Raw genomic sequence first — 19063 nt, 5'->3', positions numbered from 1 at the left:
AATGAACTTCAACTATATTTTATTTTTTGCAGTATTAATTTCTCAAAGCATCTCATCTCAAGAAAAAAGAGCCCGAGATTATGGTATTGAAATTGGCGTTATGAAAACGGGAAAACAAAACGCAATTACTGATGTGGATGGCGTAAAAGTAGGACACACTACTTTAATTGATGGTGATAGCATTAGAACCGGAGTCACCGCCATTTTACCACACGCTAAAAACATATTCCAAATAAAGGTACCAGCAGCTATTTATATAGGTAATGGTTTTGGAAAATTAGCAGGGTATAGTCAGGTAAAAGAATTAGGAAATATAGAAACCCCTATAATTTTAACGAACACCTTAAGTGTTCCGAAAGCTTCTGACGCATTGATTACATATACCTTAAACCAAACCGAAAATCGAAATGTAAGATCGGTAAATTCCGTTGTAGGAGAAACCAATGATGGTTATCTTAATGATATTCAAGGAAGGCATGTTAAAGAAAAGCATGTGTTAGACGCTATTAAAAATGCAAGCACTTCAAATGTAGAAGAAGGTAATGTGGGTGCTGGAACTGGTACTGTTTGTTTTGGATTTAAAGGTGGAATTGGAACTTCCTCTAGAGTGATACCAGAAGCATTAGGTGGCTATACCGTCGGAGTATTAGTACAAACTAATTTTGGTGGCGTATTACAAATCAATGGTGCTCCCATTGCAAAAGAACTCAATAGCTACCCCTATAAAAATGAAATGGAAGCGGATGGTTCCTGTATGATTGTTGTAATTACCGATGCTCCAATAGGTTCAAGAAACCTAGAAAGAATGGCTAAAAGAGCCATGTTAGGACTCGCAAAAACAGGTGGCATTGCCTCCAATGGAAGTGGTGATTATGTGATTGCTCTTTCTACAGCAAAAGAAAATTTAATTGATTCAAAAAATGACTCCACTTTTTATCAACGTAAAGAATTAAAAAACAGTAAAACGACGCCACTATTTATGGCAACGATTGAAGCTACAGAAGAAGCAATTATCAATTCACTATTCGCCGCTAAAGATATGACTGGTAGAAATAACCACACCATTAAGGCACTGCCTATTCCTGATATTCTAGATATTATGAAAAAATACAATCTCATTAAAGAAGAATAAAAAAAAATTTGTGCTTCTTATTTAGCTTCACCTCTATAAACTACTATTTTACAACCACTTCTAAAGAACACCCCTGTATTCAGGGTACTCATTTTCACCAAAAACCAGCTTTTGCACGCCTAGGTTTTCAGATACTTTTGTTTTAAATAATAAAAAACAAACATCATGAAAATTTTTGCAACCCTACTAATCGTTCTATCATTAATTTCTTGTAATACTAAAGAAGTAGTGAACACCAATGCTAAAGCGGATGATATCCAAAAAGAAAAATTATATTTAAGTCATGTAAAATTCACAAATGCCATTCAGGTCTATGGTGAGCCACAAATCAGTAATAAGAAAAAGGTAGCAGCAAAAAATCTTTCTGAAGAACAATTGGCCATTGTAGACACCTATTTTCCAAATAAAGAATATAAGTCTAAAAAAGTATTTTTTCTTGAAGCTCAATGGAAAAGACCAACAAGCACAGAACTTACGGTATGGTATTTATTTATAGAAAATGAATGGAAACCAATTGAAGTTCGCACAAATGCGTAATTTATTAAATTTCATTCCGTTACCTAACATACTACTTGCTAACCTATGATGATAAAATTTAAACATATTGTATTTTTGGTATTCTTCTGGATTCTTATATTTTCTTGTGAAGATAAAAAGGATACCGTAGCCAATCCAAAAGAAGAAACGCATGATGCTATTGCAAAAAATGAAACAGACGCGTCGCTTATTTCAAAAACAACAAAAGAATTAAACATGCTCTCTTTAACTGAAGCGACAGTAAAATATGGAACGCCTCAAGAAAAAGAAATCATTAAAATAACCGCAAATCATATTCCCTTTAATTTAGAAGAATTAATAAAAGAACGGTATCCTAACAAAGAATATCTAACCCATGAAATTGAAATCACAGCAGCTTCTTGGAAGGTACATGAGCAATCATGGATTCAGGTATGGTATTCATTAGAAAACAAGGTATGGATGCCTATTGACATCTTGGTTACCATTTAATTATCTATCAAACTATTAAGCCAATTGCCTATTTTTTGTTCCTGATGTAGCTTGTATAATAATTGCGATACCCATTACCAAACCACAACCAATTAAATTCAACCATAGATAACTTAACATGGCTTTTTCGCCTTGACTTTCCGGTAAGAACATTGTAAAATAATAAATTGCTATAACAATTACTTGTGTAATAAGTGCCGCGGTAAATACCGCATTACTCTTCACAAATTTTATGAAAAAGGCCAACAAGAACATTCCGAGTACATTCCCATAAAATATGGAACCAATTATATTTACAAGCTGTATCAAATTATCAAATAAATTGGCAACACAGGCTATTAAAATCGCAATAACACCCCATAATAATGTAAACCACTTTGAAGCGATCATAAAATGCTTTTCCGATTTCTCACCAACTACATTCCGCTTGTATAGATCTAATGCTGTTGTAGAACCTAAAGCATTCAGCTCTGATGCCGTTGAAGACATGGCCGCCGATAAAATTACAGCCAATAACAAACCAATTAAACCTCTGGGTAAATTGTTTAAAATAAAATGGATGAAAACATAATCCTTGTCATTCGCCTCGACTTTGACATCTTTTTCCTTAGCGGCCAATTTAATCAATTCACGTGCTGCTTCTCTATTGGCCTTATCAGTATTATTAATTACAGATATTTGTTTACTTAAGTCTTCATTCTCCGTTTCTACAAATTCATTGATTAACAATTGTTTCTTGTCGAAAATCAAATCTTGCTCTTCCTGTAACACTTTATATTCATCAGAATAAGATGAGTTTAATACCGTCTCAGTAGCAATTGGACTAAAGTTTAAAGGGGTAGCATTAAATTGATAAAAAACAAATACCATAACCCCAACTAACAATATAAAGAACTGCATAGGTACTTTTAACAAACCATTAAAAAGCAACCCCAATTGCATTTCTTTTATGGACTTCCCAGAAAGGTAACGTTGTACCTGACTTTGATCTGTACCAAAATAAGACAATGCTAAAAAACTACCTCCAATAATACCACTCCAGAATGTGTATCTATTATCTAAATCGAATGAAAAATCTAATATTTTCATCTTATCACTTGCTCCTGCAATATCTAAGGCCTTTGTAAAAGTAACATCCGCTGGCAAGGCATTAACAATCATAAAAAAAGCAATAAACATACCTGTAAAAATAACAGCCATTTGACTTTTCTGAGTTACGCTCACCGCTTTGGTACCACCTGAAACTGTGTAAATAATTACTAAAATTCCTATGGTGATATTCAGCGTTATTAAATCCCAACCCAGTACAGCTGATAAGATAATGGCAGGTGCATAAATTGTTATTCCCGCAGCTAAACCTCTTTGAATAAGAAATAAAATAGCTGCCAAACTTCGCGTTTTTAAATCAAATCGACTTTCGAGATATTCATATGCGGTAAATACTTTAAGACGATGGTAAATAGGTATGAATACCAAACAAATAATAACCATGGCAATAGGTACGCCGAAATAGAATTGCACAAAGCCCATTCCGTCATGAAATGCTTGGCCAGGAGTGGACAAAAATGTAATGGCACTCGCTTGTGTAGCCATAACCGACAAACCAATAGTCCACCATTTAGATTCGTTACCTCCTCGAATAAAATCTTGTACATTTTTACTTCCTCTGGTTTTGTAAACACCATAGGCAACTATAAAAATAAGAGTACAGATTAAAATTATCCAATCAATTTGCTGCATAGCTATTTTTTAAGAAAATAATTTCATTATTAAATAAAACAATACCACGTAAAATGCATTGGCCACTAAAACCCATGTATATAATTTTTGCCATGTATATTTCTTATCCTCGTTCATTAGATTTGTTCTTATTTTTTACCAACTGAAATCATGTTAGCGAATAATTTATAAGCTCCGGGTACACCTGCAGGAAGTTCTCTAAAAAAACTAATACCAGTATAAATGAAATGCCCATTTCCGTATTTTGCTATAAGTAGGCTTCCTTTTTTAGTCGACTCTCCTTTATCATGCATTGATAATATTGGCGTAAAATCTTTACTCCATTCATTTGGAAAATACAACCCACGTTCTTGAATCCACCCCTCAAAATCTTTTGGTTCTATGGTGTTCGGTGAAGTTAACAATCCGTAATTTTCTGATAAAAAACCTACCGTAGCATCTTCTTCTACTACCCTATCTCTCGATAATTTCAATTCATAAGGAGCCACAGTATCTACTTTCAACCCCCTGTTCGTATTGTATTGAACAATTAATGTACCTCCATTTTCTACATATTTATGCAGTGCGGCTTGGTAGAATTTTGCTTTATCACTTACATTGTAGATTCTAATACCCAACACAACAGCATCGTATTTGTTCAACGTATTTAAACTTATATTGTCTTCGCTTAATTCCTCAACTTTAAATCCAATTTGTGCCAAACTTGTAGGAATTTGATCTCCTGCACCTTGAATATATCCTATTAAATTCCCCTTCTTTTTAATATCTAATCGCACCAATTTAGCTTCTGACGGCATTAAAATTGTTTGTTTAGGAATATGGTCATAATCGATGTTTATCAATTCTTTGGTATAAACACTATCGCCGATAGTTACCATAGGTGACATTAATCCTTCACTTTGATTTTTTGGTGGTGTTACCGTAAAAATAACTGTTTTTTCTCCACCTTTATTAGCGATGGTAAAGTCAATCTTTTCGGGATTTACTTTCCAATCAGAAGGATAACATAAATTAACTGAACCTGATAAATTATCTTTTGAAGATTTTATGACTACTGGTATTTCTTTCACTGAATTATCAGAAAAAATATTTACTTTATTCGAAATTTTGGCCGTTACTACTGGTAAAATTTCAAAAGGTTGATACACTTCACCCTTTACAGGATCGTTATATTTATAAACAATAGGCTTTTTTATGTCAATAGGAAAACCATCAATAACCAAACTGAAAACTGCAGTGGCTTTATGTGGTGTTTCTGGGTTACCTATTAAGGTATGATCTTTAACTTTATACATCCCCAACGTACTCACATCAGTCAACCAATAAGGAGCCGTAAATTGTTCTTTGTCAGAAATGTAAAGTTGATCTGTATACGTATATGATTGATTATTGTCCAAATCTTTTACGTGTGCAAACTCTTGACCTTTTATAGGACTTTCGAAAGAAGTCATCAAATTAACACCAGTTAATTTAATAGGTACATCACTCCTATTAATGGCTTCAATGTCAATATTCACCTTTTCATTTAAAGCACTATATGAACTTTCTGCTTTAGCCTCTAAATACAATCCCGCACAGGCTGCGATAACACTTTTAATTTCAGGTAATTTTAAAGATTTCCAATGCCCCTCAGGTAAATTATCAATCAATTGATAGGCCTTCATTAATTCAGGTATGCTATGGTCTGGATTCTTAAAATCGAATTCTTGTTGCACTTTACCCAAAATATCAGCAATTACTTTCCCTCCCACTACTCTGTTCCAAGATGTGTCAACCCCTTCAAAGATATTTCCACTTTTTGGCATTGTACCTTTTAATAGTTCTATATATTCTAATTCAGAACCTCTTGAACCTGTGCTACCAAAACCTTGAGATCTATGTTGACTTCTACTTAATGACGCAATTTCAGGGTTAGACAATCCTTTAGAAGGATAATAAACTCCCATATCAAAACTTAATAAATTTGTTTTATCAGCTTTATCAAATTTTTCTTGACTTCCATAAAACCACCAAGAGGTATTAAAAAATAAATTCTTTGGTTGCCACGTTCCATATAGATTGTGACTTTTAAAATTTTTATCCCCAACTAAATCAAATGCCTCTACACTTAACATTGCAGATGACGTATGATGTCCATGTGTAGTACCTGGTGTTCTATGATTGAAACGATTAATAATAACATCTGGTTTGAATTTTCTAATAATGGAAACCACATCTTTTAAAACTTCCTCTTTATTCCATATAGATAAGGTCTCATCAGGATGCTTAGAATACCCAAAGTCTTTGGCTCTTGAAAAAAATTGCTCACCACCATCTGTTCTTCGTGCAGCTAATAACTCTTGTGTTCTTATAACTCCTAAAAGTTCTTGTAATTCAGAACCTATTAAATTTTGTCCACCATCACCTCTAGTTATTGACAAATATCCGGTTCTGGCTTTAATATGATTCGAAAAATAGGAGATTAATCGTGTATTTTCATCATCAGGATGTGCGGCTACATATAGTACTGTTCCTAAAAAGTTTAATTTCTGTATCGATTCGTAAATCTCAGAAGTACTGGGTTTATTAGGCTTTTGAGCATTAATTGGCAAAACAAAAACAAGAATTACCAGTAATAATAGTATTTTTTTCATAAATTTTAATCAGTCTAATTAAATCTTAGGCTCACAAATCTACTTAAAATTTACGATTGTGAATAAAACAGTAAAATTTATTTTTTTAGCTCCTATATATTAATCTATATTTGTAAATATATTAGAAGACTTCATTGTGAGCTTTGATATAACTCGTTTAATTACTGCAAAAGGTAGTGACTAAACATTGAACATTTTAACCTATTATACAGAGATGAAATTTATAGTTTCAAGTAATCAATTATTAAAGCAACTTCAAGTTTTAGGAGGTGTTATCAATAATAGCAATACATTACCAATTTTAGACAATTTCTTATTTGAATTGTCAAATAATCAGTTAAAAGTTTCTGCATCAGATTTAGAAACTACAATGACTACAATTATTGAAGCTGAGGCTGACGAAGATGGTAAAGTTGCCATCAATGCAAGATTATTATTAGATACTTTAAAAACTTTTCCAGAACAACCCTTAACCTTTGTTGTTGAAGAAAATAATACGCTTGAAATCAGCTCTGAAAGTGGTAAGTATGCCTTAGCATATGCTGATGGTGAAGAATTTCCGAAAGCAGTTGAATTAGAAGAACCTAGTAAAACTGTAATTACAGGAGATATATTAGCAACTGCAATATCTAAAACTATTTTTGCTTCTGGTAACGACGATTTACGTCCTGTAATGAGTGGTGTTTTCTTTCAATTTTCTAAAGAAAATTTAACTTTTGTAGCTACAGATGCTCATAAACTGGTTAAATATACACGTAATGATGTTAGTGCAAGTGAAGTCGCTGAGTTTATTATGCCTAAAAAACCATTGAACTTATTAAAGAACATTCTATCAGGTTCGCAAGAAGACGTTAGTGTTGAATATAACGATGCGAATGCCAAATTTACTATAGACAAAACAGTTTTAGTTTGTCGTCTAATTGATGGTAAGTATCCAAATTACGAAGCGGTTATTCCTAAAGAGAACCCAAATAAGTTAACCTTAGAAAGAAGTTCATTTTTAAATTCTGTTCGTCGTGTTTCTATATTCTCAAGCAAAACGACACATCAAATACGTTTAAAAATGGCAGGCACTGAATTAAATATCTCTGCAGAAGATATTGACTTTTCAAATAAAGCAGACGAACGCTTAAAATGTAACTATGAAGGTGATGATATGCAAATAGGTTTTAATTCTAAATTTTTATCAGAGATGTTAAACAATTTAGAATCAAATGAAATTTTATTAGAAATGTCATTACCCAATAGAGCTGGAATTTTGACACCTATTGATGGTTTAGAAGAAGGTGAGCATATTACAATGCTTGTTATGCCTGTAATGTTAAATGGTTAAAAAGTCTATTAAGACCCCTTTATTTTATTATTTTAATTACTGTTTTTAAGGTTTATTTTAAGACCAATCGGTATGTTTTATTATTAAATAAACAGAATACTATCATTTTCTTACCATTTAAATAGAAAACCATACTTTATATTGATTTTATTGTAATGTAATGAAATATTCGTTACTTTAGCAGTCTTATAGAACCCCTAAATTCTATTTATTACCAATTTATTGTATTTATAAAATTAATATTATTTCACTAAAATATTATTAATTTTCGTGTGTAAAAGCGAAGTGTAATTAAAGTAACTCTATGAAAAGAACACTACTCTCTATTTTAACATTCCTGGTATTCACCTATGCAGCAGTTTCTCAAACAACTGACTACTCTAAGGTTATTTTCAGTAGTAAAATATATGAATACAAAAACGACGAACCCAGAACTCAAGAATTAGGTATCGACAAAGAACTATTATCAAGTATTATTGATAATCTTGGCGATTCCCTTTATTCAGAGAAAGAAAAAAAAGACATCGTAGATAAAGCATGGCTGGCTTTTTCTAACCCTAAACTATTTGATTTTGTTTTTAAGGATTTTGCCGTAAAAACAATTAATAATTGGGGCCAAGTAAATGCTAAAGGTGAACTAGTTTTAGAACCTAACCCATACCTTACTGAATGGACTATCAATAGCGACGAGTTTCCCTATTTTCAATTGGCATTAAGCAAAATATTAAGTCACTATGAATTAATTACTTATGGTGATGATGCTGAAGGTGTGAAATCATCGTTTAATGAATTACTAATCACAAAAAATATTAACTTTCAAGATCCTAAAGATGACGATTGGGCATATTCTTATTTAGAAACTGTAAATGCCGATTTAGCACCAAAAGGATTAGTAGCATTGGTTACGAAAGGATATTATAACATCATCGTTTGTAAACTTGAAAAGAAGGACGAAATAACAGAACTTTTCAAAAAAATTGAATGGGATTTTATTCAACCCTAAATTTTATAAAAAAAATTATACTCAAGTAATTAAAAAACCGTTCTTTAAGGGAGCGGTTTTTTTCCATGCAACGCCGAACCAGCTATTAATAAATAAAAACTAATGACAACATGATGAAAAACATCATACTTATCTGTTTAGCGTTAATTACATTTAATGTTGATCTTTTTGCTCAACCAGATTATTCTGCAATACGTTTTCACAGTACTATAAAGGAATATAAAAAAGAAAAACCTAACTTAAAAGAGGCTAATTTTAAAAAAGCTGATATTCAAAATATCGTATCATTATTAGGAAGTTCTTTTTACAACGACGATGAAGTTATAGATATTACTGAAAAAATTTGGCTGGCACTTTTAGATCCTAAGAAATTTGATTACGTCTTTAAAGATATTGCTGTTCAATCTATTCCTAATTGGGATAAAAAGAATTTTAAAGGTGAAATTGTTATAGAACCCAATCCTTTTTTAGCTAAATGGACCAAAGCTCAAAATGACATTTTATATTTTAAAGATGCCGTTGGGCAATTACTCACCTTTTATAAATTAATGGGATACAGTGAAGATGCAAAAGGTGTAAAAAAGGCATTAGCCAACATGTTGCATACAGAAAAATATAAATTCAGATCTATTAGAGCTAATGATTGGCCAAGTTACTATTTAAGTTCTGCTAATGCAGGTATTAATACGAAAGGACTAACAGCAATGATAGCCAATTATGACTTTTTTGTTTGTAAAACAAGCCAAAAATCTAGCCTTGTAGCTGCTTTCCAAAAAATGGACTGGTCATTTGAAAAACCTGTAAAATAGGAAAAAGGCAACTTAAATTCTTATTAATACGCTATACTCATTTTACTTTTAGTTGCATAGTACAGATCTAATTCGTTCAGTTCATCGTAATCTTTCGTGTTATAATAAGTAATCAAAAGAGCACTTGTTTTCAACTTCAAGCTCCAATTATTAGCAATTAAATAATACAGAAAAACTACCTGTTGCTGACGCCGACTGAAGACTTTTTTTCCTACCTTTCGAGAATGAACTTTTTAGCACATATTTATCTCTCTGGTAATAACGATGAACTTAAAATTGGTAATTTTATTGCTGATGGAATTGTTGGAAATAAATATAAACACCTTCCTATTACTGTTCAAAAAGGGATTAAACTTCATCGAAAAATTGATTCATTTACAGATACACACCCAATTGTTCGTAAGAGTAAAAAAAGACTTCATCCAAGATACCGACATTATAATGGCGTAATTATTGATATTTTATATGATCACTATTTGGCCAAAAATTGGTCAAAATACAGCGATATAGAACTGAATACGTATGCACAACAGTTTTATACACTATTAACGGACAATCATGAAATTCTTCCTGAAAAAATTAAAAAGCTATTGCCTTATATGATAAAAGACAATTGGTTGTACAATTATAGAACTATTGAAGGGATAGAAACGGTATTAATAGGTATGAATAAAAGAACAAAAAATATCTCTAAAATGAATTTAGCCATTGAAGATTTACAACTTTATTATACTGATTTTGAAGATGACTTTACAACCTTCTTTGAAGATTTACGTAACTTATCATCTGAACAAACAAAAATAATACTTAATAAATAAAGGCATATTAGTCTAATTGTTTTCTGATTGAAACAGCAATTAATAATATATCTTACAATAACTTATCTAAATAACCATAAGTAAAAAGGTTCGTATAATTTTATTTAAATGAAAAAAATCCTACTTATTTTAAGCATTTGCTTCCTTGTCATACAATGTAAAAAAAGTGCCCCAAAAACTACAATACTTGAAACCGAAGATCATAGAACCTATGGTATTCTTGCCGATTCTGCCATGGTGGTATCTGCGAGAGAAGAGGCTTCCAAAATTGGATTAGCTATTATGAAACAGGGTGGCAATGCTTTTGACGCTATGGTTGCCACTGATTTATCATTGCTCGTTTCCTATCCATTTGCAGGCAATATTGGAGGTGGTGGTTTTATGGTTTATCGATTAAAGGATGGTAAAACAGGAAGTATTGATTATCGTGAAAAAGCTCCTCTCAAAGCCTCGAGAGATATGTATTTAGATAAAAAAGGGAATGTAATTCCCAATAAAAGCACCTTGGGAGCTATGGCAGTTGGCGTGCCTGGCACTGTGGCTGGGTTATTTGAAGTTCATAAAAAATTTGGTACCCTACCCATTGAAAAACTTATGCAACCTGCCATAGATTTAGCTACGAACGGTGTTGTTGTTACCAAACACCAAGCGAGAATGTTGAATGCATACCGCCCTCTTTTTGAGAAAGCAAACAAACGGACTATCCTTTTAGATAAAGAATGGCAGGTTGGTGATACTATAAAATATCCCGCACTAGCGTTAACATTAACAAGAATAAAAGATAATGGCAGAGATGAATTCTATAAAGGAAAAACAGCTGATATGTTGGTGGAATATGTTCAAAGTTTAGGTGGAATTATAACAAAAGAAGATTTAGCAAGCTATGAAGCACAATGGAGAAAACCAATAACATTTGACTATAAAGGTAATAAGATTATTTCTATGTCTCCACCATCTAGTGGTGGAATTTGTATTGGTCAAATTTTAAAAAGTATTGAGCCCTATAACATCAATCAATATGCTCATAACTCTTTAGAATATGTTCAATTAATAACAGAAGCAGAACGAAGAACTTATGCCGATCGATCTGAATTTTTAGGCGACCCTGATTTTGTACATGTGCCTATTGACACCTTACTTTCCCCCTATTACTTATCGCAAAGAATGTCTGATTTTAATTGGGATAAGGCCACCAAATCTACCGATATTACGTATGGCGAAATCACCTTACCAGAAAGTGACGAAACAACACACTATTCTATTATTGATCAGTTTGGAAATGCCGTAGCAGTTACCACTACAATAAATGGAGCTTATGGATCTAAAGTGTATGTTAAGGATGCAGGATTCTTTCTAAATAATGAAATGGACGACTTTAGTTCTAAACCCGGTGAGCCCAATATGTTTGGATTATTAGGTGCGGAAGCTAATGCGATTGCCCCTCAAAAAAGAATGTTAAGTGCTATGACGCCTACCATTGTAGAAAAAGAGGGGAAACTTAAAATGGTGATTGGCACGCCTGGTGGTTCAACAATTATCACCTCGGTAATGCAAAACATTTTAAATGTATTAGAATACGATATGACCATGCAAGAGTCAGTATCGCAACCTAGATTCCATCATCAATGGTATCCAGATGATATTAAATTTGAAACTACCTTTGATAGTATCATATTTCCTGCTTTACGAAATAAAGGTTATAATATTGATCAAAGCAATTCTCGAATTATAGGTAAAGTAGATGCTATTTTAGTTTTACCCAATGGTAAATTAGAAGGTGGTGCCGACCCTAGAGGTGACGATAGTGCAGAAGGATTTTAAAGTACATTATAAATTATATTTTCCAATTAAGAACACCATTTTAAACCCAAAAAAGGCAGTAATTGTGTTTTGTTATTTAATAATTGATTATTATTTCTCTTTTGGTGCTTGAATATTGATATTTCTCAACAGTTTTTTATATTTTCGCAGTCTCAAAAACCCATCTGTTTTTTACTTTAAAACTTGATACTATAGTTGGGTTGATTTTATACATTATGGAAGAAAAGAAATTTGATGTCAATTCGCTCATAGGTTTTTTATTATTAGGTGCTATTATGGTTTGGTATATGTATACCAATCAACCAACACCTGAAGAACTTGAAAAGCAAAGAACTGAGCAAATACAAGATTCAATACAAAGCGTTCAAGACCAAATAACTCAACCGTCTACAAAGACCGTTGACTCAGCAATTACAACTGTAAGCCCTACAGACTCTGTGGCTCTTTCTAATGCTCAAAGCCAATTAGGTGCTTTTGCATATAGTGCCACTTTACCCTCTGCATCGGCTAATGAAACTGTTATTGAAAACGAATTATTAAAAATTAAAGTTTCTAATAAAGGGGGTCAAATAACAGATGTTGAGCTCAAAGAATTTAAAACAAACGCTCAAAAACCATTACATCTTGTTAAAGATAATAATGCTCTTTTTAATATCAACTTTGCGACAACAGATAATAGAACTTTAAATACAAAAGATCTATTTTTTGAACCAACCTTATCTAAAAATGGCGAAAACCAAGTACTTTCTATGAAACTGAAAGTATCGGCTGACCAATATTTAGAATATCGTTACGAGATTAAGCCAGGAGATTACATGCTCGATTTTGCTATAAAATCTCAAGGTATGGATAGGGCAATAAATACCACACAACCTTTACAATTAAATTGGGACTTTAAAGCCTACCGTCAAGAAAAAAGTATAAAGACCGAAAACATGTACGGTTATTTCTACTATAAAGCTGATGATGATGTAAGTTACTTAAGCTTTACAGATGAAGATGAATTAAAAGATGTAAACTGGGTTGCCTACAAACAACACTTTTTTACTTCTTTATTAAAAACCGAGACTCCTTTCAGTTCTGCAAATGTTTCTTCTACAGATTTAGTAAAAGATGAAGAAAAGGACACCGTCTTTACAAAGCTGTTTACTTTGAAAGCACCATTAGATATGAAAAATGGTGAGCTTAATTATGCCATGAACTGGTATTATGGGCCTACAGATTATAAAATATTTAAAAAATATAAAGGCACAGACATTAAAGATGTGGCTGACCTAGGTTGGGGTATTTTTGGTTGGATTAACAGAATTATTTTTATCCCGGTATTTACTTTTTTAAGTACGTACATGACAAATTATGGATTAATAATTATTTTAATGACCATAATTGTTCGGATAATTATGTCGCCTGTAGTATACAAATCTTATTTATCTAGTGCAAAAATGAAGGTGTTAAGACCCGAAATGCAAGCGATAAATGAAAGACTTAAAGGTAAGGAAAACGCAATGAAGCGTCAACAAGAAACAATGGCCTTACAACGTAAAGCAGGTGTTAGCCCACTAGCCGGTTGTATACCCGCGTTAATTCAAATGCCAGTATTCTTTGCCTTATTTAGATTTTTCCCATCAGAAATAGGTTTACGTCAAAAAAGCTTTTTATGGGCAGATGATTTATCTTCTTATGATATGGTTGCTCAATTACCCTTTAAAATTTGGTTTTATGGAGATCACGTGAGTTTATTTCCAATCTTAGCATCTATAGCTATATTCTTTTATATGCGTATGACGCAAAGTCAACAAATGAATATGCAGCAGCCCACTCAAGAAGGTATGCCTGATATGAGTAAAATGATGAAATACATGATGTACTTCTCTCCTCTTATGATGCTTTTCTTTTTTAATAATTATGCAAGTAGTTTGAGTTTATACTATTTTGTATCTAACTTACTTACTATTGTAATTATGTTGGTTATTAAGAATTTTATTATCGACGAAGATAAAATTCACGCTCAAATACAAGAAAACAAAGCCAAGCCTGAAAAGAAAAAAAGCAAGTTTAAACAACGTTTAGATGACGCTATGAAGCAAGCACAAGTGCAACAAGAACAAAAAAAGAAAAACAAATAATTTATTTTAATTATTGTTAAAAATTCAAAACCGAAGTTAATAGCTTCGGTTTTTTATTTGTTATTGACGTTATAAATATCTAAATTAGTAACCAATAGGATTCAATTCTACCTAATCATGTTGCTATGAAACGTACGGTTCTCTTTTTGATTTTACTAATTTTCCAATATTACAGTATTGCACAATCTAAAATTGCTGATTTTACATCCTTAGAACCACTAACTCAAAATAGCAATTTTGTAATTCCTTCAACCCATGTTTTTCATAAAATAATTGAAGAAGGCGACGCGTTAACCGAAGGTGGCTTTTTACCAGATAACACAGATTTTACAGGTTATGTACCCATAAACGGAAGTAATGAAAATGGGTACTTAAGCATAAATTCTGAGTCAGCACCTGGTGCAGTAACCGTTTTAGATATAAATTTTAACACTATCTCAAAACTATGGGAAAAATCCTTATCTAAAGCTATAGATTTTTCAAGTTTGGTTGGTACCATAGCTAACTGTTCAGGTACTGTGACACCATGGAATACAGTTATTTCTTGTGAAGAAACAATATTTACAACAGATGCTAATAACGATGGATATAATGATACAGGTTGGTGTGTCGAGATAGACCCTGCTACTAAACTGCTTATAGACAAAAGGTGGGCCTTAGGTAATTTTAAACACGAAAATATTGCCATACACAACAATCTTAGAACCGTTTATCAAGGTGCAGATTCTGATCCCGGCTACTTATATAAATTTGTAGCGGACAATACAAAAGACCTTAGTGCTGGAAAATTATATATTTACAAAGGTTCAAAAGAAGGTTCTGGTAGTTGGATATTGATAAATAACACAACCAAATCGGAAAGAAATTCTACATTAGCTCAAAGTGATGCCCTTGATGCCACAGTTTTTAAAGGAATTGAAGATGTAGAAATTGGGCCCGATGGATGGGTCTATTTTGCGGTTAAAAATGAAGATAGAGTTTATAAATTTCAAGATTCAGATCCCATTATAGGAACCGCAGTAACTCAAATGGAAACCTATGTAGGCAATATGTCTTATACTATAAATCATGAAAATGGTACTTCTCCAGTTAATTGGGGAAGAGGAAATGATAATTTAGCTTTTGATAGTGATGGCAATCTTTGGGTACTGCAAGATGGAGAAAATAATTATATATGGGTAGTTGAAAATGGGCATACACAATCTTCTCCTAAAGTTAAAATTTTTGGACGAACTCCTGCTGGCTCAGAACCAACTGGTATAACTTTTTCGCCGGATTATCGTTTTCTATTTATGTCAATTCAACACCCAGATGACAAAAATAACAGCACATTTCAAACTGATGTAGCCGGCAACTCCATAGGGTTCCACAAGGATATTTCGTTGGTCATTGCGTTAAATGGAAATTTAGGTACAACGCTTTCAATTGATGAATCTCATTCTAAAATAAGACCGAGAATATATCCAAATCCGTTTAAAAAAATAGTAAATATGGATTTTGAAAGTGTACGCAATGCGGTGAGAATTTCATTTTACAATCAGTTTGGACAACGTTTAATTGAAAAAGAACTTGGCTCAACTGATTACGTTCAAATTGATGTCTCTCATTTTGATACCGGTATCTATTTTTTGAATGTATTTTCTGAAGGAAAATCATTAGGTAATTATAAAATTGTTAAAGATTAACTTAGAATTAAGACTCAAACCCAACCCCTATAAAATCGAATTAAAAATAAATAGTACCAAACTATATTTAACTCCGGCTTTTTTTATGCTTCTATTTTATTAACTTTCTTTTTTATTTAAAATACGAATTTCATTTAACATTAAATTTACAATAATATAGTACCTTACCCCTAACCTAAATCAAAGCTAAATGTTAAGAAAAAATTTTATATATGCACTTGCATCGATCCTAATTGCAATCGTATTATCTTGTAAATCTTCTTCAAATTTAGGAAGTTCAACACCAACTACCAATTCAAAAGCTTCTCTTGAAAAACCATATGTAATCTTAATTTCCTTGGATGGTTTCCGTTGGGATTATGTTGAAAAATATAAACCGCCTCATTTATCTAATTTTATTAAAAACGGTGTAAAAGCGGAGTCACTTATCCCATCATTTCCATCTAAGACATTTCCAAATCATTATACCATTGCCACAGGAATGTATCCGGATAAACATGGTATTATTGGGAATTCATTTTTTAGTTACAAAAAAAATACCACGTATAAATTAGGAAACCGTGAAACCGTTGAAGATGGCACTTTTTATGGAGGTACACCAATTTGGATACTCGCTGATAAAAATCAGATGGTTTCTGCAAGTTATTTCTTCGTTGGCTCTGAAGCCGACATTCAAGGTAAACACCCTACCTATTATAAAATTTATGATGGCAGTATAAAAAATGAAACCCGAGTAACTCAGGCTCTCAATTGGTTAGCATTACCCAAAGAAAAAAGACCACATTTAATTACCATGTATTTTTCTGACATGGATGATACAGGTCATGATTTTGGACCCAATAATGATACGGAAATAAAAAAAACATTGTTTGAACTAGATAAAAACTTAGGTGATTTATTCAAGGGTACAGCAGCAACGGGACTACCTATAAATATTGTTATTGTTTCTGATCATGGTATGATGGAGTTAAAGACTGAAAATTTGATTCCCAGAGAGACTATTAAAAATGATAGCCTGTATGTAACCATTGATAATGGAGCCATTGTAAATATTCATCCAAAGAAAAACGTAGATATTGATGTTTTACTTAAGAATTTAAAACAAAAAGAAGCCCACTTTAAGGTTTATAAGACTGAAAATACTCCGGGTTTTGAATATACCCCACAAAATAAAGACTGGGGCAGTATTCAATTAATACCAGATGTGGGCTATTATTTTAGTTCTAAATCACGCATAGCTTCGCTAAAAGAGAAAAATATTGATAAAATAGGTATCCACGGACCTGATCCGAAGTACAAAGATGTGCATGGTATCTTTTATGCGAATGGTCCCGGTTTTAAGAACGGATATGAGACCGCTTCATTCAAAAATATACACATCTACCCAATACTTTGTAAATTGTTAGGATTGGATATTCCCAATACTATTGACGGGAAGTTAGAAGAGTTAAAAGATGTTCTAAAATAAAAAACTGCAATAATAACCCGTTGTGTATTGTATCTATTTGATCAAAAAGTTATATTACACAATGGGTTAATTACACTTTAATATATGCGATTACTACCACATTTCGCGGATTACTGAGGTCTTAAAAAAAGTGTATATAAGGTTCCTGTTCCACCAGCACCACCACCAAAATTAATTGCTACAGAGCCGTCTCCCTTTAAATCTCCCACGTAAGAAATAGAACGAGAAAAACGTCCCTCCTCTGGTAAGTTTATATTGAAACCACCTTCAGTATTATTAATCTTATCGTATGCCTTTACGGTCTTATCTTCATTAAGATAAAGCACATAGCCCCAACCTTCATATTGTTGATTGGCTCCCGTAATTAAATCAGGTATTCCGTCACCATCAATATCACCTGCTGCACACATGGCATGCCCAAAATTTGCACCAAAAGTTCCATTAGGGTTTTCGTCGGACACCAAAGTATCTGTAAAACCATTGATACCTTCCGCAATTTTCACTTTAGACACCACATTGTAGGTGATATTATCCAACGAAAGGATCCAAACGGCTCCTTTCCCTCCATCGGACATAAAAGCTCCTACAGCCAATTCTTTATTCCCATCATTATCAAGGTCACCAAGCATGGCTACTTCTCTACCGCCAAATTGATCACCATCTTCGAGTCCAACTCCAAAACCACCTTGGGTAGAACTAATGGTTATCGTATTTGAATATTCAACTTGAGAGGCACTGTTCAAAAATAAAATATCTATCGCCCCTCGGTTGCTACCGCCATTATCTGAACCTGGATTACATGCGACTAAATCTATACGACCATCTCCATTTAAATCACCAATCGCTGATAATCCATTGGCTATAATGTTTTCATTTTTAACATAATCCTTTACTGTTCCATCTGAATTTAAGTGAATAACATATAATGCATTGTTTGGAGGCACGGGTGAAGCTACAGCAATATCAGGAATACCATCAGCATCATAGTCTCCGATACCTGCTACTCCATAGCCAAAAAAGTTTCCTGTATTCAAAGTATCCGAAAATCCACCTTCTAACACGGAAATTTTTTGGTTTGATTGTACAGAACCATCACTATTCATAAATAAAATATAAACGGCCCCCGCATCTGTTGCTCCATCATCATCTGAGCGTGCTCCTAATACAAAATCTATGACACCATCACCATTAACATCACCAATTTTATCATGATCTCGTCCAAATCGATCTCCGCTCTCTAAATTAGCAGAAAAACCTGCTGAACCTTCGTTAATTGTGATAAAACCTTCTGGTAAATATGATAATGTAGATATAGGTATTTTTGCTGTTATATTATCTTCTTTGCTACAATTGATGCATACTAAACTAATTAAAAGCACTCCTATTTTTCTTATCATTTCAAATGGTTTAGCACTTTGACTACTGTTTGATCAAATGGTTTAATTAAAAACAAGAAAAAAAAGATTTATCACTAATTAACTTGATTA

Annotated in this window: 14 protein-coding genes; 11 read left to right on the top strand and 3 right to left on the bottom strand. The window is 32.6% G+C overall.

Translation table 11 applies throughout. From position 1 onward, the window contains the following. Position 1 precedes the first annotated feature (1 nt). From FF125_RS08695 to FF125_RS08685, 3 genes are all read left to right on the top strand, one after another. Positions 2-1132: a DmpA family aminopeptidase gene (locus FF125_RS08695; protein WP_138949401.1), complete on the top strand. Its 1131-nt coding sequence runs from the start codon at positions 2-4 to the stop codon at positions 1130-1132. Between the two features lie 165 nt (positions 1133-1297). Then, on the top strand, positions 1298-1669 hold the full coding sequence (locus FF125_RS08690; protein ID WP_138949400.1) for a hypothetical protein: 372 nt from the start codon (positions 1298-1300) through the stop codon (positions 1667-1669). A 45-nt stretch (positions 1670-1714) separates the two neighbouring features. After that, positions 1715-2140 (top strand): hypothetical protein, encoded by a 426-nt coding sequence (locus tag FF125_RS08685; protein WP_138949399.1) that lies wholly within the window; start codon positions 1715-1717, stop codon positions 2138-2140. A 15-nt stretch (positions 2141-2155) separates the two neighbouring features. Here FF125_RS08685 and FF125_RS08680 read toward each other — a convergent pair whose 3' ends face one another. Together FF125_RS08680 and FF125_RS08675 are read right to left on the bottom strand one after the other, a co-directional pair. Then, positions 2156-3880 (bottom strand): sodium:solute symporter, encoded by a 1725-nt coding sequence (locus FF125_RS08680; RefSeq protein WP_138949398.1) that lies wholly within the window; start codon positions 3878-3880, stop codon positions 2156-2158. A 128-nt stretch (positions 3881-4008) separates the two neighbouring features. Then, the gene (locus FF125_RS08675; RefSeq protein ID WP_138949397.1) at positions 4009-6513 is read right to left on the bottom strand and encodes a PIG-L family deacetylase; all 2505 of its coding nucleotides are present in this window, start codon (positions 6511-6513) and stop codon (positions 4009-4011) included. 214 nt (positions 6514-6727) lie between these two features. Between FF125_RS08675 and dnaN the strand changes: the two genes are divergently transcribed. From dnaN to FF125_RS08635, 8 genes are all read left to right on the top strand, one after another. After that, on the top strand, positions 6728-7846 hold the full coding sequence (gene dnaN, locus FF125_RS08670; protein WP_138949396.1) for a DNA polymerase III subunit beta: 1119 nt from the start codon (positions 6728-6730) through the stop codon (positions 7844-7846). 304 nt (positions 7847-8150) lie between these two features. Continuing rightward, positions 8151-8849, top strand: coding sequence for a hypothetical protein (locus tag FF125_RS08665; protein ID WP_138949395.1), 699 nt, complete (start codon positions 8151-8153; stop codon positions 8847-8849). A 110-nt stretch (positions 8850-8959) separates the two neighbouring features. After that, a complete protein-coding gene (locus tag FF125_RS08660) occupies positions 8960-9658 on the top strand; it encodes a hypothetical protein (RefSeq protein ID WP_138949394.1) in 699 nt (232 codons plus the stop codon). Positions 9659-9882: 224 nt separating this feature from the next. Then, positions 9883-10476 (top strand): acyl carrier protein phosphodiesterase, encoded by a 594-nt coding sequence (locus FF125_RS08655; protein ID WP_138949393.1) that lies wholly within the window; start codon positions 9883-9885, stop codon positions 10474-10476. Positions 10477-10584: 108 nt separating this feature from the next. Beyond that, positions 10585-12297 (top strand): gamma-glutamyltransferase, encoded by a 1713-nt coding sequence (ggt, locus tag FF125_RS08650; protein WP_138949392.1) that lies wholly within the window; start codon positions 10585-10587, stop codon positions 12295-12297. Positions 12298-12512: 215 nt separating this feature from the next. Next, positions 12513-14423, top strand: coding sequence for a membrane protein insertase YidC (gene yidC, locus FF125_RS08645; RefSeq protein WP_138949391.1), 1911 nt, complete (start codon positions 12513-12515; stop codon positions 14421-14423). 125 nt (positions 14424-14548) lie between these two features. Continuing rightward, positions 14549-16108 carry an alkaline phosphatase PhoX gene (locus FF125_RS08640; protein WP_138949390.1) on the top strand — a complete coding sequence of 520 codons (1560 nt, stop codon included), beginning with the start codon at positions 14549-14551 and terminating at the stop codon, positions 16106-16108. A 190-nt stretch (positions 16109-16298) separates the two neighbouring features. Then, positions 16299-17576: an alkaline phosphatase family protein gene (locus tag FF125_RS08635; RefSeq protein ID WP_138949389.1), complete on the top strand. Its 1278-nt coding sequence runs from the start codon at positions 16299-16301 to the stop codon at positions 17574-17576. A gap of 110 nt (positions 17577-17686) precedes the next feature. Here the strand turns inward: FF125_RS08635 and FF125_RS08630 are convergent, their stop codons facing one another. Then, positions 17687-18973 carry an FG-GAP-like repeat-containing protein gene (locus FF125_RS08630; RefSeq protein WP_138949388.1) on the bottom strand — a complete coding sequence of 429 codons (1287 nt, stop codon included), beginning with the start codon at positions 18971-18973 and terminating at the stop codon, positions 17687-17689. Between the last annotated feature and the right edge of the window lie 90 nt (positions 18974-19063).

The sequence above is a fragment of the Aureibaculum algae genome (assembly GCF_006065315.1).
In the GTDB taxonomy this organism is placed as follows: domain Bacteria; phylum Bacteroidota; class Bacteroidia; order Flavobacteriales; family Flavobacteriaceae; genus Aureibaculum; species Aureibaculum algae.
Note: the sequence above shows the minus strand (reverse complement) of the source record. Positions and strands in the feature narration are given on the sequence as shown.